20 protein-coding genes, 1 tRNA gene and 1 pseudogene are annotated in these 24,067 nt (G+C 67.0%); 8 read left to right on the top strand and 14 right to left on the bottom strand.

The window, feature by feature from the left end:
- Positions 1-13 precede the first annotated feature (13 nt).
- Positions 14-1,405, bottom strand: coding sequence for a class II 3-deoxy-7-phosphoheptulonate synthase (locus tag PUN51_RS18435; RefSeq protein WP_275182054.1), 1,392 nt, complete (start codon positions 1,403-1,405; stop codon positions 14-16).
- Between the two features lie 98 nt (positions 1,406-1,503).
- Complete coding sequence (locus PUN51_RS18430; RefSeq protein WP_275182052.1) at positions 1,504-2,325, bottom strand: lysophospholipid acyltransferase family protein; 822 nt, start codon at positions 2,323-2,325, stop codon at positions 1,504-1,506.
- 110 nt (positions 2,326-2,435) lie between these two features.
- Between PUN51_RS18430 and PUN51_RS18425 the strand changes: the two genes are divergently transcribed.
- From PUN51_RS18425 to PUN51_RS18415, 3 genes are read left to right on the top strand one after another with little or no spacing between them, the layout of a single operon-like run.
- Complete coding sequence (locus PUN51_RS18425) at positions 2,436-3,224, top strand: alpha/beta hydrolase (RefSeq protein WP_275182051.1); 789 nt, start codon at positions 2,436-2,438, stop codon at positions 3,222-3,224.
- Positions 3,221-4,027, top strand: coding sequence for an alpha/beta hydrolase (locus tag PUN51_RS18420; protein ID WP_275182050.1), 807 nt, complete (start codon positions 3,221-3,223; stop codon positions 4,025-4,027). The genes PUN51_RS18425 and PUN51_RS18420 overlap by 4 nt, the downstream gene beginning before the upstream one ends.
- Positions 4,014-4,571 (top strand): hypothetical protein, encoded by a 558-nt coding sequence (locus tag PUN51_RS18415; protein ID WP_275182049.1) that lies wholly within the window; start codon positions 4,014-4,016, stop codon positions 4,569-4,571. The genes PUN51_RS18420 and PUN51_RS18415 overlap by 14 nt, the downstream gene beginning before the upstream one ends.
- Before the next feature lie 28 nt (positions 4,572-4,599).
- On the opposite strand, the gene PUN51_RS18410 is transcribed toward PUN51_RS18415, so the two are convergent.
- On the bottom strand, positions 4,600-5,688 hold the full coding sequence (locus tag PUN51_RS18410) for an ROK family glucokinase (RefSeq protein WP_159632258.1): 1,089 nt from the start codon (positions 5,686-5,688) through the stop codon (positions 4,600-4,602).
- Positions 5,689-5,858: 170 nt separating this feature from the next.
- Here PUN51_RS18410 and PUN51_RS18405 point away from each other — a divergent pair, with 170 nt between their 5' ends.
- Positions 5,859-7,667, top strand: coding sequence for an AMP-dependent synthetase/ligase (locus PUN51_RS18405; protein WP_275182048.1), 1,809 nt, complete (start codon positions 5,859-5,861; stop codon positions 7,665-7,667).
- Positions 7,668-7,760: 93 nt separating this feature from the next.
- On the top strand, positions 7,761-8,798 hold the full coding sequence (locus PUN51_RS18400; protein WP_159632260.1) for an AAA family ATPase: 1,038 nt from the start codon (positions 7,761-7,763) through the stop codon (positions 8,796-8,798).
- Positions 8,799-8,952: 154 nt separating this feature from the next.
- Here PUN51_RS18400 and PUN51_RS18395 read toward each other — a convergent pair whose 3' ends face one another.
- Positions 8,953-12,351: a pyruvate carboxylase gene (locus PUN51_RS18395; protein WP_275182047.1), complete on the bottom strand. Its 3,399-nt coding sequence runs from the start codon at positions 12,349-12,351 to the stop codon at positions 8,953-8,955.
- A 301-nt stretch (positions 12,352-12,652) separates the two neighbouring features.
- Between PUN51_RS18395 and PUN51_RS18390 the strand changes: the two genes are divergently transcribed.
- The gene (locus tag PUN51_RS18390) at positions 12,653-13,471 is read left to right on the top strand and encodes a ParA family protein (protein WP_159632262.1); all 819 of its coding nucleotides are present in this window, start codon (positions 12,653-12,655) and stop codon (positions 13,469-13,471) included.
- 100 nt (positions 13,472-13,571) lie between these two features.
- On the opposite strand, the gene PUN51_RS18385 is transcribed toward PUN51_RS18390, so the two are convergent.
- The 5 genes from PUN51_RS18385 to gcvH all read right to left on the bottom strand — a co-directional run bounded on the left by PUN51_RS18385 (position 13,572) and on the right by gcvH (position 16,662).
- Positions 13,572-14,165, bottom strand: a complete 594-nt coding sequence (locus tag PUN51_RS18385) for a MerR family transcriptional regulator (RefSeq protein ID WP_018763528.1) — start codon at positions 14,163-14,165, stop codon at positions 13,572-13,574.
- Between the two features lie 233 nt (positions 14,166-14,398).
- Positions 14,399-14,902, bottom strand: coding sequence for a bifunctional nuclease family protein (locus PUN51_RS18380; protein WP_056331728.1), 504 nt, complete (start codon positions 14,900-14,902; stop codon positions 14,399-14,401).
- Positions 14,902-15,618 (bottom strand): transcriptional regulator FtsR, encoded by a 717-nt coding sequence (gene ftsR, locus PUN51_RS18375; protein WP_018763526.1) that lies wholly within the window; start codon positions 15,616-15,618, stop codon positions 14,902-14,904. The genes PUN51_RS18380 and ftsR overlap by 1 nt, the downstream gene beginning before the upstream one ends.
- Positions 15,619-15,641: 23 nt before the next feature.
- On the bottom strand, positions 15,642-16,118 hold the full coding sequence (locus PUN51_RS18370; RefSeq protein ID WP_159632263.1) for an FHA domain-containing protein: 477 nt from the start codon (positions 16,116-16,118) through the stop codon (positions 15,642-15,644).
- Between the two features lie 157 nt (positions 16,119-16,275).
- The gene (gene gcvH, locus PUN51_RS18365) at positions 16,276-16,662 is read right to left on the bottom strand and encodes a glycine cleavage system protein GcvH (RefSeq protein ID WP_159632264.1); all 387 of its coding nucleotides are present in this window, start codon (positions 16,660-16,662) and stop codon (positions 16,276-16,278) included.
- A gap of 167 nt (positions 16,663-16,829) precedes the next feature.
- On the opposite strand from gcvH, the gene PUN51_RS18360 reads away from it, so the two are divergent.
- Together PUN51_RS18360 and PUN51_RS18355 are read left to right on the top strand one after the other, a co-directional pair.
- Complete coding sequence (locus tag PUN51_RS18360; RefSeq protein WP_275182042.1) at positions 16,830-17,699, top strand: Fpg/Nei family DNA glycosylase; 870 nt, start codon at positions 16,830-16,832, stop codon at positions 17,697-17,699.
- Positions 17,700-17,832: 133 nt separating this feature from the next.
- Positions 17,833-19,602, top strand: a complete 1,770-nt coding sequence (locus tag PUN51_RS18355; RefSeq protein ID WP_275182040.1) for a polysaccharide deacetylase family protein — start codon at positions 17,833-17,835, stop codon at positions 19,600-19,602.
- A gap of 158 nt (positions 19,603-19,760) precedes the next feature.
- On the opposite strand, the gene PUN51_RS18350 is transcribed toward PUN51_RS18355, so the two are convergent.
- From PUN51_RS18350 to PUN51_RS18330, 5 genes and pseudogenes are all read right to left on the bottom strand, one after another.
- Positions 19,761-19,837: transfer RNA gene (locus tag PUN51_RS18350), tRNA-Pro, on the bottom strand.
- A gap of 137 nt (positions 19,838-19,974) precedes the next feature.
- Positions 19,975-21,522 carry a ribosome biogenesis GTPase Der gene (gene der, locus PUN51_RS18345; RefSeq protein WP_159632266.1) on the bottom strand — a complete coding sequence of 516 codons (1,548 nt, stop codon included), beginning with the start codon at positions 21,520-21,522 and terminating at the stop codon, positions 19,975-19,977.
- 10 nt (positions 21,523-21,532) lie between these two features.
- A pseudogene (locus PUN51_RS18340) lies at positions 21,533-22,250 on the bottom strand (lysophospholipid acyltransferase family protein).
- Complete coding sequence (gene cmk, locus PUN51_RS18335; RefSeq protein ID WP_159632267.1) at positions 22,243-22,956, bottom strand: (d)CMP kinase; 714 nt, start codon at positions 22,954-22,956, stop codon at positions 22,243-22,245. Before cmk ends, PUN51_RS18340 begins: the two are co-directional and overlap by 8 nt.
- The gene (locus tag PUN51_RS18330; protein WP_275182037.1) at positions 22,956-24,065 is read right to left on the bottom strand and encodes a prephenate dehydrogenase; all 1,110 of its coding nucleotides are present in this window, start codon (positions 24,063-24,065) and stop codon (positions 22,956-22,958) included. Before PUN51_RS18330 ends, cmk begins: the two co-directional genes overlap by 1 nt.
- Positions 24,066-24,067 lie beyond the last annotated feature (2 nt).

Here is a 24,067-nt window from a genome sequence, read left to right as displayed (position 1 = left end):
TTTGGCTTGGTTCCTAGTGCTTGGCGAGCGCGCCGGCCACCAGGAAGGCCATTTCGAGTGACTGCATGTGGTTCAGGCGGGGATCGCAGACAGACTCGTAGCGGTCCAGGAACGCATCCTCGTCGATCGGGTCGGCGCCGCCCAGGCACTCGGCGACGTCGTCGCCTGTCATCTCCACGTGCAGGCCGCCCGGTACCGTCCCCAGTCCGTGGTGCACCTCGAAGAACCCGCGCACTTCGTCGATGACGTCGTCGAAGTTCCGCGTCTTGTACCCGTTGGGCGAGGTGACGGTGTTGCCGTGCATCGGGTCGGTGACCCACAGGACCTGCGCCCCGGAGGCGGTGACCTTCTCGACGACGGCCGGCAGCTTTTCGCGGATGTTGCCGGCACCCATGCGGGTGATGAAGGTGAGGCGGCCGGGCTCGCGGTCCGGGTCGAGCTTGTCGATCAGGCGCAGGGCGTCGTCACCGGTGGTGGACGGGCCCAGCTTCACGCCGATGGGGTTGCGTACCCGCGAGAGGAAGTCGACATGGGCGTGGTCCAGTTCCCGGGTACGCTCGCCGATCCAGAGGAAATGGGCTGAGGTGTCGTACGGGAAGCCGGTGCGGGAGTCGATACGGGTCAGCGCGCGTTCGTAATCCAAGAGCAGTGCCTCATGGCTTGCGAAGAACTCCACCCGCTTGAGGGCTTCGAAGTCGGCGCCGCAGGAGTCCATGAACTTGATGGCACGGTCAATATCGCGGGCCAGTGATTCGTAACGGGCGTGGGCCGGGTTTTCGGTAAACCCCTTGTTCCACTGGTGCACGGAGCGCAGGTCCGCGAAACCGCCCTGCGTGAAGGCGCGGATGAGGTTCAGGGTGGAGGCCGACGTGTGGTACGCCCGCAGCATGCGCGCGGCGTCGTGGCCGCGCGACTCGGGGGTGAAGTCGTACCCGTTGACGATGTCGCCGCGGTAGGCAGGCAGGGTCACGCCGTCACGTGTTTCGTCATTGGAGGAGCGCGGCTTGGCGAACTGGCCCGCCATGCGGCCCATCTTGATGACCGGCATCGCGGCACCGTAGGTGAGCACCACCGCCATCTGGAGGATGGTTTTCACACGGGCGCTGATCTTGTCCGCCGTGGCAGCCTCGAAGGTCTCGGCGCAGTCGCCGCCCTGCAGCAGGAACGCCTTGCCCTGGGCAGCGGCAGCCAGCCGCTCGCGAAGCACGTCCACTTCGCCTGCAAACACCAGCGGCGGCAGGACCGACAGTTCCTTCACTGAGGCCTCAAAGACATCCCGGTCCTGCCAGCTGGGCTGCTGGGAGATGGGAAGGTCCCGCCAATGGTCCAGTCCGGGATAGTTGGCCGCTCCGCTCTGGGCGGTGCTGGACAGAGAAAAGGCTGGTTTTGCAGATAGCTCAGTCACCCTCTAAGACTAGCGGCAGGGCGGCAGCGCCGGGCACCGGACCGTCACGCTGCCCGCTGTCCCCGTCACAACTGCCGCGGGGCGGCCGGAAGGTTCCGCTATCCCGCGGCCTCTGTGCCGGCGTCGTCCTCCACACCGGGGCTGCCCGGCGCCGGGCCTGACCCGGAGTCCTGGATGAATCCGTCTCCGGAGGCTGCCGGGGCCGCGAGGGGCTCGGCGGCAGCCCGCGGTTCCTCCGGCTTCCCGGCGAGCCGCAGCTTCACCACGGCCGCATATTCATCCACGTATTCCTGGCCGGAGAGCCGCATCAGCCGGGACATGATCTCGTCCGTGACCTGGCGCTGGACCGTCCGGTCTTCTGCCTGCTCCCGGTACTGGTTGAAATCCAGCGGTTCGCCGAAGATCATGCCGATCCTGCGGATGTTGGGCAGGCGCTTGCCGATGGGCTGGACCTTGTCGGTGCCGATCATGGCAACGGGGATCACAGGGACCCCGGCCTGGAGCGCCAGCCGTGCCACGCCTACCTTGCCGCGGTACAACCGTCCGTCGGGGCTTCGCGTGCCCTCCGGGTAGATGCCCAGCAGGCCGCCGGCGCCGAGTACTTCCATCCCTGCGTTCAGGGACGCGGCGGAGGCAGCGCCCCCGGAGCGGTCCATGGGCAATTGGTTGGTGAGGCGGAAGAACGCGGCCGTGAGCCTGCCCTTGATGCCGGTTCCCGTGAAGTACTCCGACTTGGCGAGGAAGACCACAGGGCGCCGCACCATGAGCGGCATGAAGATGGAGTCGGAGAACGACAGGTGGTTGGAGGCGATGATGGCGGCCCCCTGCGCCGGAATGTTGTCCAGGCCCTTGACCCAGGGCCTGAAGAGCAGCTTGATCACCGGACCGAGGAAGATCCTTTTCATGACCCAATAGAACACGTGGTGAACCTCTCCGGAAGGCAGCCCCAGGCCCTGCGTCGGGCCTGGCCAGCGATTCAATGCAACCCTACTCTAGTGAGATTTGGCTGGAACAGTGACACGATGGAGTCATGACTGAAAGCAGCCCCCCGTCCCGTCCGGCCGCTTTCAGTTATCCGGGCCACGGCGCCAACGCCCGCACCGGGGTGGCCATTTGCCACGGTTTCACGGGCAGTCCCCTGAGTATCATGCCGTGGGCACAGCACCTCGCGGACCTCGGATACGCCGTATCCGTCCCGCTTCTGCCGGGGCATGGAACAGACTGGCGCCAGCTCGCGCTGACCGGCTGGCAGGACTGGTACCGCAGCTACGAAAAGGCCCTCCTCGAGCTGGCGGCCCGGACGGATTCCTGTTTTACGGCGGGCCTGTCGATGGGCGGTGCGATTGCCCTCCTCGCAGCATCCCGCCACCCGGTGGCAGGGGTCAGCGTGGTTAACCCGGGCCTTAGCTTCTATGACCGCCGGGTACGGATCATCGGCCTCCTCAAATACTTCCAGCGGACCACGGTCCCCATCCAGGAGGAGCAGACCGGGGCGCCGGCGACGAACGATGGCGATTACTCCCTGACGCCGCTCGCGGCAGTGCATGAGCTCAAGAAACTGTTCGGTGCAACCGTGCGGGCGCTGCCCGGTGTCGACGCCCCGGTCCAGGTCTTCAAGTCGCGTACCGACGCCGTGGTCCCGCCCACATCGCTGGCGCTGCTGCGGAAGGGGTTGGGCCCGAACCTCACCGACGTGGTGGACCTTGCCAGCAGCGGCCATGTGGCTACTCTGGACGTTGACGCGCCCGCGATCTTCGCCAGGTCCGGAGAATTCGTCGCCGCCTACGCCCGCCGTACCAGTCCCTTGGAGACGCCATGACCTCCGGTCCGGACCACAGCCCGTTCACCAGCCCCTTCAGCGGCGAAGGATCCCGCACGGGGGTGGTCCTGTCCCACGGCTTCACGGGAAGCCCCCATGGCCTGCGCGCCTGGGCCGCGGCGTTCGCCGCAGCCGGTTTCGCCGTCCGCATGCCGCTGCTGCCCGGCCACGGGACCACGTGGCAGGATCTGGCCCGCACCCGCTGGCAGCAGTGGCACGGCGCCCTGGACGACGCCTTCCTGGAACTGGACGCGGAGTGCGACCAGGTCTTCGCAGCCGGCCTGAGCATGGGCGGGGCTCTGGCCCTGCGCATTGCGGCCACCCGACCCGTCGCGGGAGTGATCCTGGTGAACCCCGGCCTGGTGATTGATGATCCCCGCGCGCCCTTGGCAGGGATCCTGAAGCTGGTGCTTAAAAGCACCCCCTCCATCGGCAATGACATCCTCAAGGCAGGGATGGATGAGGGTGCTTATGCACGCACACCCGTGGCCGCTGCCCACGAACTGAACAAAATGTTCAGGGACACCGTCCGGCTCCTGCCACGGGTCACCGCACCCGTGCAGGTCTACCGCTCCACCGTGGACCACGTGGTGTCGGATGCCAGCATGAACGCCCTCCGGCGCGGGCTGACGCACGCTCCGCTGGAAGTGGTGCGGCTGGAGAACAGCTACCACGTCGCGACCCTGGACAACGACGCCGAGCGCATCTTTGAGGGGTCTGTTGAGTTCATCCGGCGCGTCCTGCAGGATGCGCCGGCCGGCCCGGCGCGGCCCGGACAGGAGGTCCGCAGTGAACAGGCCTGACTCCGACCAGCCGGACCAGGGCGCCAACCAGGACGACGCCGTCTGGCTGGACCTGGTGGCAAGGCTGGAATCGGACACCGTGGCGATCCGCCCCGATTCCCCCGCCCCCGGGGAACATTTGCCCACCGGTCCGGTGGCTGCTGCGCCGGAACCCCCCGCGCAACCCACGTTCCGCGACTTCGATCCCCTGGGGCTGGCGGGAACTCCTCCCGCCGAAATGTCCGCGGCCGAACGTCAGGCGCGGCCCGCGAACGGCGCGGACGGGCCCGGCGAGGGTCCCAGGGACTATGACGTGGACGACGACGGCGAAGAGTTCGTGCCGGAGGAACCGCCCAGCCTGGCCGGCACCGACCCCCTGACCATGCTCGCCTGGCTCGGGGCCGTCGGCGGACCCGTCGCACTGCTGCTCTCAGCCATGTTCTGGCGGTCAGCACCCCTGCTGGCCATCGTTGGCATCGTTGCGGTGTTCGTGCTGGCCACGGTGTACCTGATCATGAAGCTGCCCCAGGAAAAGAACGGCGACGACGACGGCGCCAGGGTCTAGCTCCCCGGCGGCCGCACCGCCGTCGTCCTCAGCTGCGGACGCGGCTGCTGACGCGGGAAAGGTCGGCAGCTCCGATGAGCCCCGCGTTGGGGCCCAGGGCCGCCAGCTCTATCCCTGCAGCCGGGCGGAATCCGCGCCCCGTCAGGTTCCGTGCGAAGGCCTTGCGGGCCGGTTCCACCAGCAGGTCGCCCGCTGAGCACAGGCCGCCGCCGATAACGAACAGCCCCGGGTCCAGGGCCGCTGCCAGGTTGGCCAGCCCGAGGCCCAGCCATTCGCCGACCTCCTCGATCAGCTCCCGCGAAGCGGGGTCGCCGGCGAGCGCCAGTTCGGTCACGATGGCTCCGGTGATCGCTTCCGGATGTCCCCCCACGGCCGCCAGCAGGTCCTGGGCCATCGGTGAATTGGACCGTGCCAGGAGCCGGGCTTCCCGTCCCAGGGCGTTGCCCGAAGCGTACTGTTCCCAGCAGCCTCGGTTGCCGCATTCGCAACGGTGGCCGCCCGGCATGATGATCTGGTGGCCAAACTCCCCTGCCACGCCAAAGCGGCCGCGTTCCACCCTGCCGTCCATCACCATGGCGCCGCCGATGCCGGTGCCCAACGTGATGCAGACCAGCCGGTCCTCCCCCTGCCCGGCGCCGAAGCGCCACTCAGCCCATGCTGCGGCATCGGCGTCGTTGGTCAGGAGCACCGGCCGGCGGAGGAGCCGCTGGAGGTTGTCACGCAGTGGCTCGTTGCGCCAGGCCAGGTGCGGGCTGAAAAGGACGGTTCCGCCGGCAAGGTCCATCCAGCCGGCTGCGCCGATGCCCACTGACCAGATGCGGTGCCCCCGGCCGAGTTCCTCCACCAGTTCGACAATGACCTGCTCCACTGCCCGCGGGTCCGTTCCGGGGGTTGAGCGGCGGGCCTCGCTGAGGATCCGCCCTTCGGCGTCCACCACGCCGGCAGCGACCTTGGTTCCCCCGATGTCGATTCCGATGGCCAGTCCCTTGCGGCCCAGGCGGAGGTGCCCGCCGGTGCCGCCATGGAGCTGTCCGGCACGGTGGGTGGCGGGACGGCGGCGCCACGGAGCTGGTCTTTTCAGGGGGCCGGCCTGATCGCCGGGCAACGGTCCGTACATAGTCCACCATTCTAGGCGGGCGGAAACATTGTCTTGACATACAGCCCTTCACAGCGCCCATTGACGGCTAAGTTACTCGCCAGTAGGTTTGTGTACTGCACTGTTCCGCCCGGGGTACTAGTCTTTAGGCAAACCCCCTGCGCGGGACTTCAGATATCAAAGGAGCTATAGTGCGCGAATTCAGTGTTCCGCCCCTGGTTGTTGTCCCGCCCGAAACCAACATCACTGACCTGGTGCTGCGGCAGGCGGCCAAGCCCAGCAACCCGGCACTGTTTTCCCGCCTGGACGCCTCGGGTGCGTGGCGCAACGTGTCCGCCACCGAATTCCTGGCCGACGTCAAGGCTTTGGCCAAGGGGCTCATGGCGAGTGGAGTCGGCGCCGGTGACCGTGTGGGCATCATGTCCCGTACCCGCTACGAGTGGTCTCTCGTGGACTTTTCCATCTGGTTCGCAGGAGCGGTCTCGGTCCCCATCTATGAAACCTCCTCCCCTTCCCAGGTGGCCTGGAACCTGGGCGACTCCGGCGCGGTGGCCGCGTTCGGCGAGTCCGCCCAGCACGAGAACGTCATCCGCCAGGCCGTCACCGCCGAAGGCCTGACGGACGTGCAGCACGTGTGGCAGCTTGAGGGCCAGGGCCTGGACAGCCTCCGGGAAGCAGGCCGCGGCGTCAGCGACGAGGACCTCGAGTCCCGCCGCAAAGCTGCGGGACTGCGAGACGTCGCCACCATCATCTACACCTCCGGAACCACGGGACGCCCCAAGGGCTGTGAGCTGACGCACGGCAACTTCGTGGAACTCTCGGACAATGCCCTGGGCATCATCGGCGAAATTGTCCACGAACATGCCAAGACCATCATGTTCCTGCCGCTGGCCCACGTGTTTGCCCGGTACATCTCAGTACTGGCGATGGCAGCCGGAACCACGGTGGCCCACACCCCGGACATCAAGAACCTCCTGGCTGACCTGCAGAGCTACGAACCGACGTTCATCCTGGCGGTGCCCAGGGTCTTCGAGAAGGTCTACAACTCCGCGCTGACCAAGGCCGAGGACGGCGGCAAAGGCGCCATCTTCCACCGGGCCGCCGAGACTGCCATCGCCTTCTCGAAGGCGCGGCAGGACGGACGGGTGGGACTGAGCCTGAAGCTGCGGCACGCGTTGTTCGACAAGCTGGTCTACGGCAAGCTGCGGGCTGCCATGGGTGGACATGTTGCCCATGCCGTGTCCGGTGGCGGCCCCCTGGGCGAGCGGCTGGGCCACTTCTTCCAGGGCATCGGCCTGCAGGTGCTGGAGGGATACGGGCTCACCGAAACCACCGCGCCCATCACGGTGAACACCCCGTCCCGGATCAAGATCGGTTCCGTGGGCAAGCCCCTCCCGGGCAACTCCGTCAAGATTGCCGACGACGGCGAGATCCTGGCCAAGGGAGTCTGCGTCATGCGCGGCTACTACGGGCGGGACGACCTCACCGCGGAGGCGTTCACGGATGGCTGGTTCCATACCGGGGACATCGGCAAGCTGGATGACGACGGTTTCGTCTGGATCACCGGCCGCAAAAAGGAAATCATCGTCACCGCCGGCGGCAAGAACGTCATCCCGGCCCTGCTGGAGGACCAGATCCGTGCCGACGCCCTGGTATCGCAGGTTCTCGTGGTGGGCGACAACAGGCCCTTCATCGGGGCCCTGGTAACCCTGGACCAGGAAGCCCTGCCGGGCTGGCTCCAGCGCCACGGCCTTCCGGCGGACACCACCCTGGAGCAGGCAGCCGCCAATCCAGTGGTGAAGGCAGCAGTGCAGGACCTCATTACCGCGGCAAATTCGTCGGTCTCCCAGGCCGAAGCCATCAAGTCCTTCCGCATCGTCCCGGCCGACTTCACCGAAGCCTCCGGGCACCTCACGCCGTCAATGAAGGTCAAAAGGTCACAGGTCATGAAGGACTTCGAAAGCGTCATCGAGGAAATGTACTCCACCCCGCGCTCCTGAAGCCGGTAACACGAAAGGGTCCTCCCATGGCGGGAGGCCCCTTTCCTGTTCCACGAACCACCCTGGCCGGGCATCGGGTACTACAGTGGTTGCATGGCTGCCAGCCGCAAACCGCTCGATGACCTGCGCGAAACCATCGGACACCTCGCCGATCAGCTCAAGCTGCCCGGCGGTTCGGAGCGCGTGGACGACCTCGTGGGCGATCTCATGGGCGCCAGGCCCGGGCCGGCCCGGCCGCTGTCCGAAGTGCAGGCTGAACTCGACGCGCTGGTCGGACTGGAAACCGTGAAGGAACAGGTGCGGGCCCTCGTCGCACTGCTCCAGGTCCAGGCACGCCGTAAGGCGCACGGCCTTCCGGAGGTTGCCACATCACAGCACCTGGTGTTCCTGGGAAACCCGGGCACGGGCAAAACCACCGTGGCCCGGCTCCTGGCCGAGATGTACCGCGCGGTCGGCCTGCTGCAGAAAGGCCACCTGGTGGAGGTGGACCGTTCGGGCCTGGTGGGGCAGTACGTCGGCCAGACCGCCATCAAGACGGACCGGGTGATCCGGCGCGCGCTGGACGGTGTCCTGTTCATCGATGAGGCCTACGCGCTGGCCCCTGAGGACGGCCGGATGGACTTCGGCCCGGAGGCGATCGAGGTCCTGCTCAAGCGGATGGAGGACCACCGCCACCGCCTGGTGGTGATTGTGGCAGGGTATCCGGCGCTGATGGAGTCCTTCCTGCTCTCGAACCCCGGGCTGCGCTCCCGGTTCGCCCGTGAGATCACCTTCCCCGATTACTCGGTGGACGCGCTCCAGACGATCTTCCACCAGATGCTGGCCCAGCACGAGTACATGCTGGAGCCGGGTGCGGACCAGATGCTGCGCCGCATCTTCACCGGGCTCCATGCGGGCGAGGACTCCGGCAACGCGCGGTTCGCCCGCACACTGTTCGAGCAGGCACTCAACCGCCAGGCGCTGCGGCTCTCGCTGGACGAGGAACAAAGCCTCGACGCCCTCGATCGTGAAGCCGTCATGACCCTCACCGCGGACGACATCGTCCAGGCCGCGCTGGCCCTCGGCGAGGAGCCGGAGCCTGAACCGGCGCCGGAACCGGAGCAGCCACGCTGGTGGCGCTGGCTGGCCTGACCGGACCACTGCGGCTTCCCACTGTTCCCGGCATGGCGGACTTCCCGTCTCCACGCAAAAAACTGCTCCCCGAAGGCCGGAACTGAATTCATCAGTCCAACTTCCGGGGAGCAGTTCACGAAAGGGAGGACCCTTTCGCCGTCTCCGGTGAAGCCTACTGGTCGATGACCAGCAGCAGGTCTCCGCCCTGGACCTGTTCCACGGCGGAGATGGCGAGGCGGGACACCTTGCCGGCTACCGGCGTCGTAATGGACGCTTCCATCTTCATTGCCTCGATGGTGGCCACGGTGTCTCCGGCCTTGACCGTCTCCCCCGGCTTGACGGTGACGGTGACGGCACCGGCGAAGGGGGCGGCCACCTGGCCGGGCTGCGCGGGATCGGCCTTCTCAGCGGCCTTGACGTTGCTCACCACGGAACGGTCGCGCACCACCACGGGACGGGACTGGCCGTTCAGGGTGCACATGACGGTGCGCATGCCCTTCTCGTCCGGCTCCGACACGGCCTCCAGGGAGGCGATCAACCGTACGCCGCGTTCCAGCTGGATTTCGTGCTCGGTTCCGCGCTGGAGGCCGTAAAGGTAATCACGGGTATCCAGCACCGAGATGTTGCCGTACGTCTCCACGCTCTTCAGGTAGTCCTTGGTGGGCCCGTCGAAAAGCAGCCGGTTCAGTGTGTACTGCCGGGTCTTGGAGTCGGACTTGAGCGCTGCGCTGTCCTCGGCGCTGAGCTCGACGTCGCGGACCTTGACGCTCCTGCCCTGCAGGGCCTTCGTGCGGAAGGGTTCCGGCCAGCCTCCGGGAGGATCGCCGAGCTCGCCGGACAGGAAACCGATGACGGAATCGGGGATGTCGTAGTTCTGCGGGTTGGCCTCGAAGTCGGCGGGGTCCGCGTTGAGTCCCACGAGGTGCAGGGCGAGGTCGCCCACCACTTTGGAGGACGGCGTCACCTTGACCAGGTGGCCAAGGATCCGGTCCGCTGCCGTGTACATGTCCTCGATCGCTTCGAACCGCTCCCCCAGGCCCAGGGCCATGGCCTGCTGGCGCAGGTTGGAGAGCTGCCCGCCGGGGATCTCGTGCTTGTACACGCGGCCGGTGGGGCCGGGCAGGCCGGACTCGAACGGCGCGTAGACGCGGCGGACGGCCTCCCAGTACGGCTCGAGCGAGCTGACGGCGTCCAGGCTGAGGCCGGTGTCCCGGGGCGTGTGGGCCAGCGCAGCAACAAGGGCCGACGCCGACACCTGGCTGGTGGTGCCGGCCAGGGATGCGGAAGCCACGTCCACGGCATCCACACCGGCGTCGACAGCCGCCAGGAGCGTAGCCAGCTGGCCGCCTGCGGTGTCGTGGGTGTGCAGGTGGACGGGCAGGTCGAAGCGTTCACGCAGCGCCGCGACGAGCTTGGCGGCGGCAGCGGGCCGAAGCAGCCCGGCCATGTCCTTGATGGCCAGGATGTGGGCGCCGGCGTCGACAATCTTCTGTGCCAGCCCCAGGTAGTAGTCCAGGGTGTAGAGCTTCTCTTCCGGGTCCAGCATGTCGCCGGTGTAGCAAAGCGCCACCTCTGCGACGGCGGTTCCGGTGGCCCGGACCGCGCGGATGGCAGGAGCCATCTGGTTGACGTCGTTCAGGGCGTCGAAGATGCGGAAGATGTCAATGCCCGTGGCGGCAGCCTCGTTGACGAAAGCTTCGGTCACTTCTTCGGGGTAAGGGGTGTAGCCCACGGTGTTGCGGCCGCGCAGCAGCATCTGGATGCAGACGTTGGGCATGGCCTTGCGCAGTGCGGCGAGCCGGTCCCAGGGGTCCTCGCCCAGGAAGCGCAGTGCCACGTCATAGGTGGCGCCGCCCCAGGCCTCGACGGACAGCAACTGCGGCATGAGGGCCGTAACGGCGGGGCCGGCGGCGACGAGGTCGCGGGTGCGGACACGCGTGGCCAGCAGGGACTGGTGCGCGTCACGGAAGGTGGTGTCGGTGACGGCAACGGCATTCTGCTCACGCAGTGCCTTCGCGAAGCCCTCCGGGCCCAGCTCAAGAAGCTTCTGGCGTGAACCGGGCCCTGCCTGCATGTCCTTGACGTCGGGCAGCTTGTGGGCCGGGTCAGAATGCACGGCCAGGTCGCCGTTGGGCTTGTTGACGGTGACGTCGGCCAGCCAGGTCAAGAGCTTGGTGCCGCGGTCGGCCGAGACGCGGGCCTTGAGCAGTTCCGGGCGCTGGTCGATGAAGTTCGTGGCCACATCCCCGGCGATGAAGTCCGGGTCATCCAGCACAGCCTGGAGGAAGGGGATGTTCGTGGAGACGCCGCGGATGCGGAACTCCGCAAGTGCCCGGCGGGCGCGGGCAACCGCGGCGGGGTAATCCCTGCCGCGGCAGGTGAGCTTGACCAGCATTGAGTCGAAGTGGGGGCTGATCTCGGCACCGGAGTAGACCGTGCCGCCGTCCAGGCGGACACCGGCACCGCCTGCCGAACGGTATCCGGTGATCTTTCCGACGTCCGGGCGGAAACCATTTGCGGGGTCCTCGGTGGTGATGCGGCTCTGCAAGGCGGCGCCGCGAAGCCTGACCGTGTCCTGGGAGAGGCCAAGATCGGCCAGCGTCTCACCGGAGGCAATCCGCATCTGAGCCTGGACCAGGTCCACGTCCGTGACTTCCTCGGTGACCGTGTGCTCCACCTGGATGCGCGGGTTCATTTCGATGAAGACGTGCTGGCCCGCCCGCTCGCCCTGGGTGTCCACCAGGAACTCGACAGTACCGGCGTTGACGTACTTCAGTGCCTGCGCGAACTTCACGGCATCCCGGTACAGGGCCTGGCGGATGCTGTCGTCCAGGTTCGGGGCAGGAGCGATCTCGATGACCTTCTGGTGCCTCCGCTGGATGGAGCAGTCACGCTCGAAGAGGTGCATAACGTTGCCCTCGGCGTCCGCGAGGATCTGCACTTCGATGTGCCGCGGGCGAAGGACCGCCTGCTCCAGGAACATGGTGGGATCACCGAACGCAGCATCGGCTTCGCGCATGGCCGACTTCAGGGCTTCCGGCAGTGCCTCGCGGGTGTCCACCCGCCGCATGCCGCGGCCGCCGCCGCCGGCCACGGCCTTGGCGAAAATGGGGAATCCGATCTCATCGGCGGCGGCCAGGAGCTCATCCAGGTCCTTGGACGGCTCGCTGGACTTCAGGACCGGCACCCCGGCCTCCCGGGCCGCCTTCAGGGCCGCCACCTTGTTGCCGGCGAGCTCAAGCACCTCGGCGGGCGGACCCACGAAAGTGATGCCGGCTTCCTTTGCCGCACGTGCCAGTTCCGGGTTCTCGGAGAGGAAACCGTAGCCCGGGTAGATGGCGTCTGCGCCGGACTCCTTCGCGACGCGCACCACCTCCGCCACGTCCAGGTATGCCCGGACGGGATGTCCTTCCTCGCCAATCAGGTAGGCCTCGTCCGCTTTCTGGCGGTGGATCGAGTTACGGTCCTCTTGGGGAAAAACGGCAACGGTCTTAGCGCCCAGCTCGTAGCCGGCGCGGAAGGCCCTGATCGCGATTTCGCCGCGGTTGGCCACCAGAACTTTGGAAAACATACTTCTCCTGCATCATTGCGGGTGGATCGATGAGTGGTCACAGTGTCTAGGACCTGCAAGGACAAACACAAATCTTTGTGGCCACGGTCACAGATTTTCCCGTCATGTCCCGAACGCTTTCAGCCTGACTGGCGGAAACCGCCCCGGCAGCACAGTCGGTGCCATGCCGACGCCCGATAAAGCAGGATTCGCCGACGCATCAACATATGATGAGTAGGGCGGCAGGACCGTCCGGCTTCGGCTCTGCCGAGGCAAACATTACCCCCAACACGGCATCCGGCGTTAGGTTTTGGTCTCTCAAGTGCAAGTAGTCAGCATCAGCAGCCTCAAGGGTGGAGTCGGCAAGACTTCCGTCACCACAGGATTGGCGTCTGCGGCGCTGGCCGCAGGAGTACGCACGCTGGTGGTGGACCTGGATCCGCACGCCGACGCCACCACCGCCCTAGGCGTGCAGCCGGGTGACCAGCTGGATATCGGCAGGATGCTGAAGAGCCCGCGCCGGGCGAAGCTGGCTGAGAACGTGGTGCGGAGCAGCTGGGCCGACCGCGCCCCCTCCAACGGTTCCAGGCCCGCCGTCCTGGATGTCGCCGTCGGCTCCGCCTACACCGGTATCTACGACCGGCCGGACCTTGGCCGCCGCGATCTCCGGCGGCTTTCCGCCGTGCTCGCCGGCGCCGCGGACTACCAGCTGGTCCTGGTCGACTGCCCGCCCTCGCTCAATGGCCTGACGCGCATGGCCTGGGCGGCCAGTGACAAAGTGGCCCTGGTGGCCGAGCCGGGCCTGTTCTCTGTTGCCGGTACCGAACGCACCATGCGGGCCATCCAGCTGTTCAAGCAGGAGTTTGCGCCCAATCTTTCGCCGGCAGGGATCGTTGCCAACCGGGTCCGGAGCGGTTCCTCCGAGCACACCTACCGGCTTGCGGAGATGGAGTCCATGTTCGGCGAACTCCTGCTGAGCCCGCGCATTCCTGAGCAGGCCAACTGGCAGCAGATCCAGGGCGCAGCCCACCCCGTCCACCATTGGCCGGGTGATTCGGCAAAGTCCGCGGCCGGTTTGTTTGACGACCTGCTGTCCAACCTGATGACGGCCGGCAGCGGCCTCCGCAGCCGCGCCCGCTGACCGGGACGTTCCGCAGGCCGCAGAAACCACAGCGCTTAAACGGATAAGGGGCCGCCCTCCAGCTGGAGGGCGGCCCCTGATTCGTATGGGTGCGGGTGGGTCAGCTGATCTTCCGCGCTGCCCGGCGCTTGCTCAGTTCGTCGTCCGGAAAGGACTGTTCGGCGGCGTGCTCGCTGGGCAGCGATGCGAGGCTGCCCTCGACCTCGCGCCATACGCGTCCCACTGCGATGCCGAACACGCCCTGGCCGCCCTGCACCAGGTCAATGACCTCATCGGCGGAGGTGCACTCGTAGACGCTGGCGCCGTCGCTCATGAGCGTAATCTGTGCCAGGTCCTCAACGCCGCGCTCCCGCAGGTGTTCCACGGCGGTGCGGATCTGCTGGAGGGAAACTCCGGTGTCCAGGAGCCTTTTGACCACTTTGAGGACCAGGATGTCGCGGAATCCGTAGAGCCGCTGCGAGCCTGAGCCGGCGGCGCCGCGGACGGCCGGTTCGACGAGTCCGGTGCGGGCCCAGTAATCGAGCTGGCGGTAGGTGATGCCTGCGGCCTTGCAGGCAGTGGGGCCACGGTAGCCGGCGTCTTCATCCAGTACCGGCAGGTCTTCGGTGAACAGGAGGCCTTGGGCACCACTCACGGGCACAGCAACACCAGCCGTGGGCTGTTTAAGCCCGCCTGCTTCGCCTTTGGGACTCACCTGGATCCTCCTTGTCGTACGCTCCCCCGGAACTGATACAGCATCCTTGGCATGAAGACCATGGGTGTAATTTCTCCGCGGGGCGCACTTTCCAGTGTGACTTGCGCGGCTGCCGTAAGCAAGGGAACTTGATACTTCGACGTTAGGCCCGGCGGGTCCCGAGGTCAAAGACCTCGGGGGCTTCGAAGAGGCGTGTCGAAACTTTCAGCCTTAACTTTAACCTTAACGTGACCTTAGCCGTCGAAGTCCTCTGGTTCCACGTCGTCCAGGAATTCACGGAAACGCCGCAGTTCGCGCTCCTCGTCCACGGTGGGGCCCGGCTCGGCGTCTTCCCCCTCGTCGTGCTCTGTAATGCGGACGCCTGCCTCGTCCATTACGGAATCGGCACACCAGATCCGGCACTTGGCGCGCAGCGCAACCGCCAGCGCGTCCGAGGCGCGCGAGCTCACAGTGGTGCCGTTCTCGAACTGCAGCTGCCCGTAGAAGATGTTGTCCTCCACGGCCACGATGTTGACGCTGACCACGGAGTGGCCCAGCGACTCCACCACGTCCACCAGGAGATCGTGGGTCATGGGCCGGGGCGGGACCACGCCCTGCTGGGCCAGGGCGATGGCGCTGGCTTCCGGGGTGCCAATCCAAATGGGAACGTGGCGTTCGCCGTGCATCTCTTTGAGCAGGACCAGCGGCTGGTTGGAAGGCAGTTCGATGCGAACGCCTACAATCTCGACTTCGATCATCAGATGTCCATGCGTGAGATGTGGTCCTGCACCAGGGCCCGGTGCAGGGTGAGGCAAAGATCGCTGATCTCGCGGGCCGCCTCTGCCGCGCGTGCCTGGGATGCCGAGTCCTTGCGTGAGGCAAGGGGCGCGACAGCGCGTTCCACCAGGCCGAATTCCCGTTCGGCTGCTGCCTGGAAGGGCCTCAGGTGCCGTGGTTCCAGGCCGTGGCTTTCCAGCTGGACGCAGGCGCGGGCCACCTGGAGGGCGTGCTCGTCGAACTGGCCGTTGCTGTGGCTGATGAGGCCGAAGCTCAGGAGCGACTGCAGCAGGGGTACGCTGGCGCCGGACTCTGTACGGAGCTGCTCCTCGCTCAGCTTGCGGCCACGGTTCTGCAGTTCGGCGGCCAGTTCATCGGAGACAATGCGGGGGGAAACCACGACGCCGGGGGGCAGGTTCTCCGGCCGCTCTCCCCTGTCGATGGCGTCAAGGTAGTCCTTGATCACTTTCAGGGGCAGGTACTGGTCCCGCTGCAGGGCCAGCACGAACCGCAGCCGCTCCACGTCGCCATCCGAGTACTGCCGGTAGCCGGCGGGGGTGCGCCGCGGGTTGATCAGCCCTTTTTCCTCCAGGAAGCGGATCTTCGACGCGGTCATGCCCGGGAAGTCGGCGCTCAGCTGGGCGAGGACTTCACCAATGTTCAGGACCTGGGGGCCCCGGCGTTCCGGTTGTGCCATTGCCACAGGCAGCGGTCCCCGGTTCAGCTGCGGCCTGCAGCCGTGGCAGGGCTCAGGTAGAAGGTGAGGCGGAACTTGCCGATCTGGACTTCGCTGCCGGACTTCAGCTCCACGCTGTCCACGCGGTCATGGTTGACGTACGTGCCATTGAGGCTGTTCTTGTCCACCACTTCGAAGCTGCGGGCGGTGCGCCGGAACTCCACGTGGCGCCGCGATACCGTGACGTCGTCCAGGAAGATGTCGGCGTCGGGGTGGCGCCCCGCGGTGGTCACATCCGAATCCAGGAGGAACCGGGCACCGGCGTTCGGGCCGCTGTGGGCAACGAGCAACGCCGAGCCGGCAGGCAGGGCCTCCACCGAGTTGCGCTCTTCCGAGGACAGCTTGGGCGCGATGATGGGTTCGTCAGTGACGGGGGTGAGATGGATCGAGGTGGTCTCCGACGACCTAGCCGCACCCGTGCCGTATTCCCCATCGGCAGGGTTGTGTCTGTGGCCAGCCATGGATTCCTCCTCTTAGACGTTGCGGGCACTCAACCCACAACCAACGGTTAGTCTCCGGTCCTGTCCGGCAGGTCCGGCGCCGGCTCCCGATCCGGGCTCTGACGTGCGCAGACGCCATGCCCGCGACGCGGGGCCGGACCGGAAATACCGGTTAGCTTTAGCCTACCTGTTGTTCGTACTCGGATGCACTGAGCAAAGACTCAACGGCGTCAGGTTCGGCCAGTTTGATCTCGATGAGCCAGCCGTCGCCGTAGGGATCGGTGTTGATCAGGGCCGAATCGCTGTCCAGGGAGTCGTTGCGGGCCACGACTTCGCCGGAAACGGGTGCGTAGATGTCGCTCACGCTCTTGGTGGACTCGACCTCACCCACCACTTCGTTTGCCGTAATCTTCGTGCCGACCTCGGGCATCTGGGCGTAGACGACGTCTCCGAGCGCGTCCTGGGCAAAATCCGTGATTCCCACGCGGACCACGCCGTCGGCATTCGGGGCGGTAACCCACTCGTGTTCGGCGGTGTAGGACAGGTCTTCGGGAATGTTGCTCATGGGGGGCCTTTCATCGGGGTACGCGCCAATGTCACAAGGGGCCCGGAAATCGGGCCGCCGCTGAAAGTATAGGCATAACTGCCGGGGCCGGCACGGGCCTTTCTGACAAGATGGAACCCATGAGTGCAAGCACCGGTGCAGCATCTTTGGGGAAGGTGGGGTAGGCCATGCCGGAACTGCCGGAAGTCGCAGGCCTGGCCGCGTTCCTTGATGAACAGCTGCGTGGCTGCGTGGTCACCAAACTGCAGGTTGTCTCCTTTGCCGTGCTCAAGACGGCCGATCCTCCCTATAACGCGGTCGAGGGCCGTACCGTGTCCGGCGTCCGGCGGTTCGGGAAGTTCATCAGCATCGATACCGACGGCATTTCCCTGGTGTTCCATCTGGCACGGGCCGGCTGGGTGCGCTTCACGGACTCCCCCGCCGACAGCCAGCTCCGGATGGGCAAGGGCCTCATCGCGGTCCGGTGCGCTTTCTCCGGGCCGGATGGTCCGCGCGGGCTGGACCTGACGGAAGCGGGCACCAAGAAGAGCCTGGCTGTCTACGTGGTGCGTGATCCGCAGGAGGTGCCGGGCATCGCCTCGCTGGGCCCGGACCCCTTCACGGAGGCGTTCGACGCCGGCATGCTGGCTGAGATCCTGGCCGGCAGTTCGCAGCAGATCAAGGGCCTCCTGCGCAGCCAGAGCGTCATCGCGGGGATCGGCAACGCGTACAGCGACGAGATCCTGCACGCGGCCCGCATCTCGCCCTTCGCCATCGCGAAGTCACTGGACCGGGAGACCGCACAGGTGCTGTACGACGCCATCCACAGCGTACTGGGCGCAGCGTTGGCGGAAGCGGCCGGCAAGCCGCCCAAGGATCTCAAGGACGTCAAACGCAGCCATATGCGGGTCCACGCCCGTGCCGGCCAACCCTGCCCGGTCTGCGGCGACACCGTCCGTGAGGTGTCGTTTGCGGATACCGCACTGCAGTACTGCCCCACCTGCCAGACCAAGGGCAAGATCCTGGCTGACCGGCGCACGTCCAAGTTCCTGAAGTAGGAAGACCAGGCACCCGGGACGTTGCACGGGCCGCCCGGGCAGATTCGGGACTTCCGGTCCTGCCCGGGCACGCCCCCGGGGCGTAGCGTCTTGATCAAGGCTTGCATGTCTCGGTCAGTACGAAGGGGTCACAATGCGCCGGTCCCGACCCGCCGTCCTCGGAATGGCCTTGGTCCTCGCCCTCGGCGGTGGCCTCGGCGGTACGGCTCTGGGTCCGCCCGCGGCCACGGCGTCAGCGGCGGCCTCGCAGCGGAGCGTTGCGGCGTCGGCAGCGGTCCAGCAGGTTGGCGACGACGCGATCGTCCAGCACTATGAGCAGCTCGGCGGCGGCGCATCGTTCCTCGGAGCGCCCGTCGGCACCCCGTACGACATCGCTGGGGGCCGCGCCCAAAACTACGCCGGCGGCACGATCTACTGGAGCCCCGCCACCGGAGCCCACGAAACACACGGCTCAATCGGCGGACACTACGCAGAACTCGGCGGCCCAGCCGGCTTCCTCGGCTTCCCCCTCACCGACGAAACCGCCACCCCAGGCATCCCCGGCCGCTACAACACCTTCGCCGGCGGCACCATCTACTGGAGCCCCGCCACCGGAGCCCACGAAACACACGGCTCAATCGGCGGACACTACGCAGAACTCGGCGGCCCGGCCGGCTTCCTCGGCTTCCCCCTCACCGACGAAACCGCCACCCCAGGCATCCCCGGCCGCTACAACACCTTCGCCGGCGGCACCATCTACTGGAGCCCCGCCACCGGAGCCCACGAAATACACGGCTCAATCGGCGGACACTACGCAGAACTCGGCGGCCCTGCCGGCTTCCTCGGCTTCCCCCTCACCGACGAAACCGCCACCCCAAGCGCCGCCGGCCGCTACAACACCTTCGCCGGCGGCACCATCTACTGGAGCCCCGCCACCGGAGCCCACGAAATACACGGCTCAATCGGCGGACACTACCTAGAACCGGGCGGCCCGGCCGGCTTCCTGGGCTTCCCCCTCACCGACGAGACCGGAACCCCCGACGGAGTTGGCAGGTTCAATCACTTCGCCGGGGGGTCGATCTACTGGAGCCCCGCCACCGGAGCCCACGAGGTGCATGGAGCCATCCGCGCCCAGTGGACGGCACTCGGTTGGGAGCACAGCAGGCTCGGCTACCCGACCAGCGACGAGTATGGCATCACGGGCGGACGACGCAGCGACTTCCAGCACGGTTCGATCCTGTGGCATGAGGCCAGCAGCAGGATTGAGGTCATCCATGCCACTATCCCGGCGGCACTTCTGGGCGTGGACCTCGAGCGTATTCCGACCACGCAGAAGGTTGTCGCGCTGACATTCGATGCCGGGGCCAACGACGCCGGCCTGCGATCGATCCTCAGCACCCTCACAGCCAACGGGGTCCCCGGCACATTCTTCCTCACCGGAAACTGGGTCAACCAGTTCCCCTCCGACCCGGCCCTGATCTACAACGCGGGGAATCGAATCGGCAACCACTCCATGACCCACCCGGACTTCACCACCCTGACCGACGCCCAGATCGCGGCCGAGATCGGCGGCGCGCAGAGGGCCATCGAGGCCGCAGGAGGCGACCCGCTCCCGTTCTTCCGCTTCCCGTTCGGCGCCCGCGATTCGCCCACGATCGCCGACGTCAACGGCGCCGGCTACGCGGCGGTCCGGTGGACCGTCGACACCCTTGGCTGGCAAGGCACTATGAACGGAACACGCGGCCCGACCTTTATCGTCCAGCGCGTCATGGCTTCCGCGCAGCCCGGTGAGATCGTCCTGATGCACCTCGGCTCGAACCCCGACGACGGCTCAACGCTCGACGCAGCGGCCCTCCCCCAGGTGATCTCCCAGCTCCGGGCGGCGGGCTACGGCTTCGTCACCCTCGACGCGGCCCTCGGCTGACTGCCCACGCACCCGGCACCACCCAGGACACCCCCAACCTGACAATTCACCCCCGGCTCCCGGGGTGATGTGTCCACATGAGGATGCGCAGCCGGGAATGACCATGAACCCAAAAAAGCGGAAAGCGCCGGAGAAATTCTCCGGCGCTTTCCGCTTTTTGGTCGGGCTGACAGGATTTGAACCTGCGACCCCTTGACCCCCAGTCAAGTGCGCTACCAAGCTGCGCTACAGCCCGCTGGTTCCGCCGTTCTCCGCTGAACTCAAATCCGAAGATTTTCATCAGCAGTCCGGCCGAACCACCTAGAAGAGCTTACACGATCCGAAGGGGTGCCAGTGACACTTTCCGGTGATCAGCCCCAAGGTGTGTCGCAATTAACGCTTCCGGCCACGCTTCTCGCGGACGCGCATGCTCACCTCGATGGGCGTGCCCTCGAATCCGAAGGTCTCGCGCAGGCGCCGCGTGATGAAGCGGCGGTATCCGGGATCCAGGAACCCGGTGGTGAACAGCACGAACTTCGGCGGACGGCTGGAGGCCTGGGTGCCGAAGAGGATGCGGGGCTGCTTGCCGCCGCGGACCGGGTGCGGGTGTGCGGCAACGAGCTCGCCCAGGAAGGCGTTGAGGCGCCCGGTGGGGATGCGCCGGTCCCAGTTCTCCAGCGCCAGGTCCAGGGCCGGGACCAGGCGGTCCTTGTGCCAGCCGGTCTTTGCCGAGATGTTGACCCGGGGGGCCCAGTCAACGTGTGCCAGGTCCTGTTCGATTTCGCGCTCCAGGTAGCGGCGGCGTTCGTCGTCGAGCAGGTCCCACTTGTTGAAGGCGAGGACCAGGGCGCGGCCGGACTCGATGGCCAGCTGGAGGATGCGGACGTCCTGTTCGCTGAGGACCTCGTCCACGGCGAGGAGCACGACGGCGACCTCCGCCTTCTCGAGCGCGGCCTGCGTCCGGAGCGAGGCATAGTAGTCCGCGCCCTGTGCCATGTGCTGGCGGCGGCGGATGCCGGCGGTGTCCACGAAGCGCCAGGTGCGGCCCCCGAGTTCGATGAATTCGTCCACCGGATCACGGGTGGTGCCGGCGGTGTTGTCCACCACCACGCGTTCGGATCCCGCGAGCTTGTTCAGCAGCGAGGACTTGCCCACGTTCGGGCGTCCGATCAGGGCGATACGCCGCGGACCGCCGGAGCGTTCCACGCCTTCAACGGTGGAAAACTCGGGCAGGACATCCATGACGTGGTCCAGGAGGTCGGCCACGCCGCGGCCGTGCAGGGCCGACACCGGGTAGGGCTCGCCGAAGCCAAGGCCCCAGAGTGCTGCGCTGTCGGCTTCCTGGGCAAAGTCGTCCACTTTGTTGGCCACCATGATGACCGGCTTCTTGCTGCGGCGCAGCATCTTCATGACGCCTTCGTCCGTGGCGGTGGCGCCGACGGCGGAGTCCACCACGAACAGGACGGCGTCAGCGAGTTCCACGGCCATCTCGGCCTGCTCCGCGACCCTGGCGTGGATGCCGCGGGCGTCGTGTTCCCATCCCCCGGTGTCCACCAGGGTGAAGTTGCGTCCGTTCCAGTTCGCGGAGTACATCACGCGGTCGCGGGTTACGCCGGGAGTATCCTCCACGACCGCTTCGCGGCGGCCCAGGATACGGTTCACCAGGGTGGACTTGCCCACGTTCGGACGTCCGATAATGGCCAGGACGGGGTCCAGCTTGAGGGGACCTTCGAGGTCCTCGTCGCCGTACTCGCCGCTCAGCAGGGCGGCGTCGTCCTCGTCCAGCTCGTAGTCCTCCAGGCCGGCCCGGAGGGAGGCGGCGCGGAGCTCGGCCTCGTCGTCCCCAATCGCCGCCAGGCGCTCTGCAACCTGGTCGGTGCCGGTGGGGGTGTATTCGTCGTCGGCGCCGGAGTGCCCGGAAGCCTGGGTGGTGTCGCTCATTGCACTGTCCTTAGTGGTCATCTGCCGGCGTCCCCGGCTACTGCTGTCAAGTCTTTGTGGTCAGCGAAGGGCAGGGTCTGCCCGCTGAGTTGAATGGTGTCCTGGACGTGCCCTGCCAGCGCTGCACGGATGTCCTGCGCGGCCCTGTCCATTGAAGCACGGCCAGTTTCGCCGGCGCGGCGGGCCAGGGTCAGGGCCGATCCGAAGCTGACGTGGAAGCGCCGCCCGGGCCGTGGGACGAAGTCCAGGTGCTCATCGCCCTGGCGGGTGCCCAGGATGGCTACCGGCACCACGGGGGCTCCGGAATTCAGCGCCAGCCAGGCCACGCCGCCGTTGATGTCCGCGGCTGCGCCGCTCCCCCGCGTCCCTTCCGGAAGAATCCCTACGCAGCGCCCGGCGTCGAGCACGTCCTTGCAGCGCTGCAGCGCTGCGCGGTCACCGCGGCGGTCCACGGGCAGCTGCCCGGACGCGGTAAGCACGCGGCCCAGGAAACCTTTGAACATCTCCTGCTTCACCAGGATGTGCATCGGCCGCGGCGCGGCGCCAAACATCACCGGCCCGTCAAGGAAGCTGATGTGGTTGCCTGCGAAGATCACCGGTCCGCCGGTGGGGACATTGGTCCTGCCGGTCACGGTGGTCCGGTAGACCAGGTGGTCAAGGATCCAGCCCACCGGCCTGCTCCATGCCGTGGTCAGCCCGGACGGCAGGCCGGCCCCGGCGTCAGTCACGGTTCAGGACCTTGGTGACGATGACGAGGGCGGCATCCACGGTCTGTTCGAAGTCGAGGTCCGAGGAGTCCAGCGTCACCACCCCGGAAGCGGCTTGCGTGAAGTTCACCACGGTGGAGTCCTTGGCATCGCGGTGCGTGACCTGGGCTGCCAGTTGCTCGGCGTTCTGGGTACCGCCCAGCTGGATGCCCCGCCGGCGCAGGCGGGCTTCCTCGCTGGCGGTGAGGAGCATGCGCACCTCGGCGCCGGGCGCGACGACGGTGGTGATGTCCCTGCCTTCCACCACCATCCGGCGGTGGTGCTTTTCGATCAGGTCCCGCTGCCGCCGGATCAGTTCGGTCCGGGCGCCCAGGGTGGTGGCGACGGCACTGACGGCGGAGGAGATGGCCGGCTCACGGATGGCGTCGGTGACGTCCACGCCGCCCACCCGGACATATTCCTCCATGGGACTGGTGCTCAGTTCCAGGACGAAGTCCCTGGATGCCTGCTCCACCGCCGCGCCGTCCTCAAGGTCGATGCCTTCGGTCACGCAGTACCAGGTCAGGGCACGGTACATGGCGCCGGTGTCCAGATAGGCCAGCCGGAGCCTGCGCGCAACTTCCTTGCTCACGCTGGATTTTCCGGAGCCTGAAGGCCCATCGATGGCAACCACCAGCGGCCGGCCGATGCGCAGGGCGCGCATGGATTCGAGGAGTTCCTGTGTCATTACTGAAGTACCCGCCATCCGCGGTCGTTGAGAGCTTCGATCAAGTGGTCGTGCTTGTTCGGCAACACGGAGATTTCCACCATACCCACGTTTTGGCCCGACGAGTGGTCAAGCCGCATGTCCTCCAGGTTGACGCCGATCTCCCCGATCTCGGTGAGCAGCCGGGCGATCTGGCCAGGCTTGTCATCCACTAGGACGGTAAGCCACGCGTAAGCCTGCGGCGGACCACCGTGTTTCCCGGGGATCCGCGCCTGGCCGGCGTTGCCCTCGCTGATCAGCTGCGCGAGGTCCAGCCGGGCCCCGGGTGCGGTGGGGTTCTCCAGGGTTCCAATCAACCGGTTCAGGTCGTCCCGGACACCGTAGAGGATCTCCACCACCTTGTCCGCGTTGCCGCCGAGGATCTGGACCCACAGGGTGGGGTCGCTGGCCGCGATCCTGGTGACGTCACGCAGTCCGTTGCCTGCCAGGGACAACGCGTGCAGAGGTGTTCCCTGCAGCCGGCTGGCCAGCAGTGAGGACATCACCTGGGGCAGGTGCGAGACCAGTGCCACGGCTTCATCGTGTTCGTCCGCCGTGAACTGCGAGACGACGGCCCCCAGGTCCGAAGCGAGCGAGCGGGCCACCTGCAGGGCGCCACCGGACGTTTCCTCGGAGGGGCAGAGCACCCAGGGCATGGACGTGAAGAGCTCACCGCGCGCCGCTACGGGGCCGGACTTTTCGCGGCCCGCCATGGGGTGGGTCCCCACGTAGCGGGACAGGTCGACGCCCGATTCCCGCAGCCGGGCCAGGATGCCCGCCTTCACGCTGGCGATGTCGATGACCACAGCGTCCGGGTAGTTGGACAGCGCGGCAAGGACGACGTCGGCCGTGACGTCCGGCGGGGCGGCCACCACCACCAGCTGCGGCGCTGTATCGCCCAGTTCCGGCAGCGGGCGGCCGGCACCGATGTCCACGGCCACCGCCTGGTTGGTGGGCGACGGGTCCGAGAGGAACACGGGTACGCCGCGCCCCCGCAGGCCCAGCCCAATGCTGGTGCCCAGCAGCCCGGTGCCGATGACCACCACCGGGCCATCCAGGTGGCCGCGGCCCTGGCTTTTGAACGCGGACATGC

The organism is Arthrobacter sp. NQ4, from assembly GCF_029077345.1.
Classification (GTDB): domain Bacteria; phylum Actinomycetota; class Actinomycetes; order Actinomycetales; family Micrococcaceae; genus Arthrobacter.
Note: the sequence above shows the minus strand (reverse complement) of the source record. Positions and strands in the feature narration are given on the sequence as shown.

What these genes read in the sequence shown, in the direction of transcription:
- PUN51_RS18425 (WP_275182051.1), top strand. Translation starts at nt 2,436, where the DNA reads ATGACTGAAAGCAGCCCCCCGTCCCGTCCGGCCGCTTTCAGTTATCCG.
- PUN51_RS18420 (WP_275182050.1), top strand. Translation starts at nt 3,221, where the DNA reads ATGACCTCCGGTCCGGACCACAGCCCGTTCACCAGCCCCTTCAGCGGC.
- PUN51_RS18410 (WP_159632258.1), bottom strand. Translation starts at nt 5,688, where the DNA reads ATGTACGGACCGTTGCCCGGCGATCAGGCCGGCCCCCTGAAAAGACCA.
- PUN51_RS18400 (WP_159632260.1), top strand. Translation starts at nt 7,761, where the DNA reads ATGGCTGCCAGCCGCAAACCGCTCGATGACCTGCGCGAAACCATCGGA.
- PUN51_RS18395 (WP_275182047.1), bottom strand. Translation starts at nt 12,351, where the DNA reads ATGTTTTCCAAAGTTCTGGTGGCCAACCGCGGCGAAATCGCGATCAGG.
- PUN51_RS18380 (WP_056331728.1), bottom strand. Translation starts at nt 14,902, where the DNA reads ATGATCGAAGTCGAGATTGTAGGCGTTCGCATCGAACTGCCTTCCAAC.
- ftsR (WP_018763526.1), bottom strand. Translation starts at nt 15,618, where the DNA reads ATGGCACAACCGGAACGCCGGGGCCCCCAGGTCCTGAACATTGGTGAA.
- PUN51_RS18370 (WP_159632263.1), bottom strand. Translation starts at nt 16,118, where the DNA reads ATGGCTGGCCACAGACACAACCCTGCCGATGGGGAATACGGCACGGGT.
- gcvH (WP_159632264.1), bottom strand. Translation starts at nt 16,662, where the DNA reads ATGAGCAACATTCCCGAAGACCTGTCCTACACCGCCGAACACGAGTGG.
- PUN51_RS18360 (WP_275182042.1), top strand. Translation starts at nt 16,830, where the DNA reads ATGCCGGAACTGCCGGAAGTCGCAGGCCTGGCCGCGTTCCTTGATGAA.
- PUN51_RS18355 (WP_275182040.1), top strand. Translation starts at nt 17,833, where the DNA reads ATGCGCCGGTCCCGACCCGCCGTCCTCGGAATGGCCTTGGTCCTCGCC.
- der (WP_159632266.1), bottom strand. Translation starts at nt 21,522, where the DNA reads ATGAGCGACACCACCCAGGCTTCCGGGCACTCCGGCGCCGACGACGAA.
- cmk (WP_159632267.1), bottom strand. Translation starts at nt 22,956, where the DNA reads ATGACACAGGAACTCCTCGAATCCATGCGCGCCCTGCGCATCGGCCGG.
- PUN51_RS18330 (WP_275182037.1), bottom strand. Translation starts at nt 24,065, where the DNA reads ATGTCCGCGTTCAAAAGCCAGGGCCGCGGCCACCTGGATGGCCCGGTG.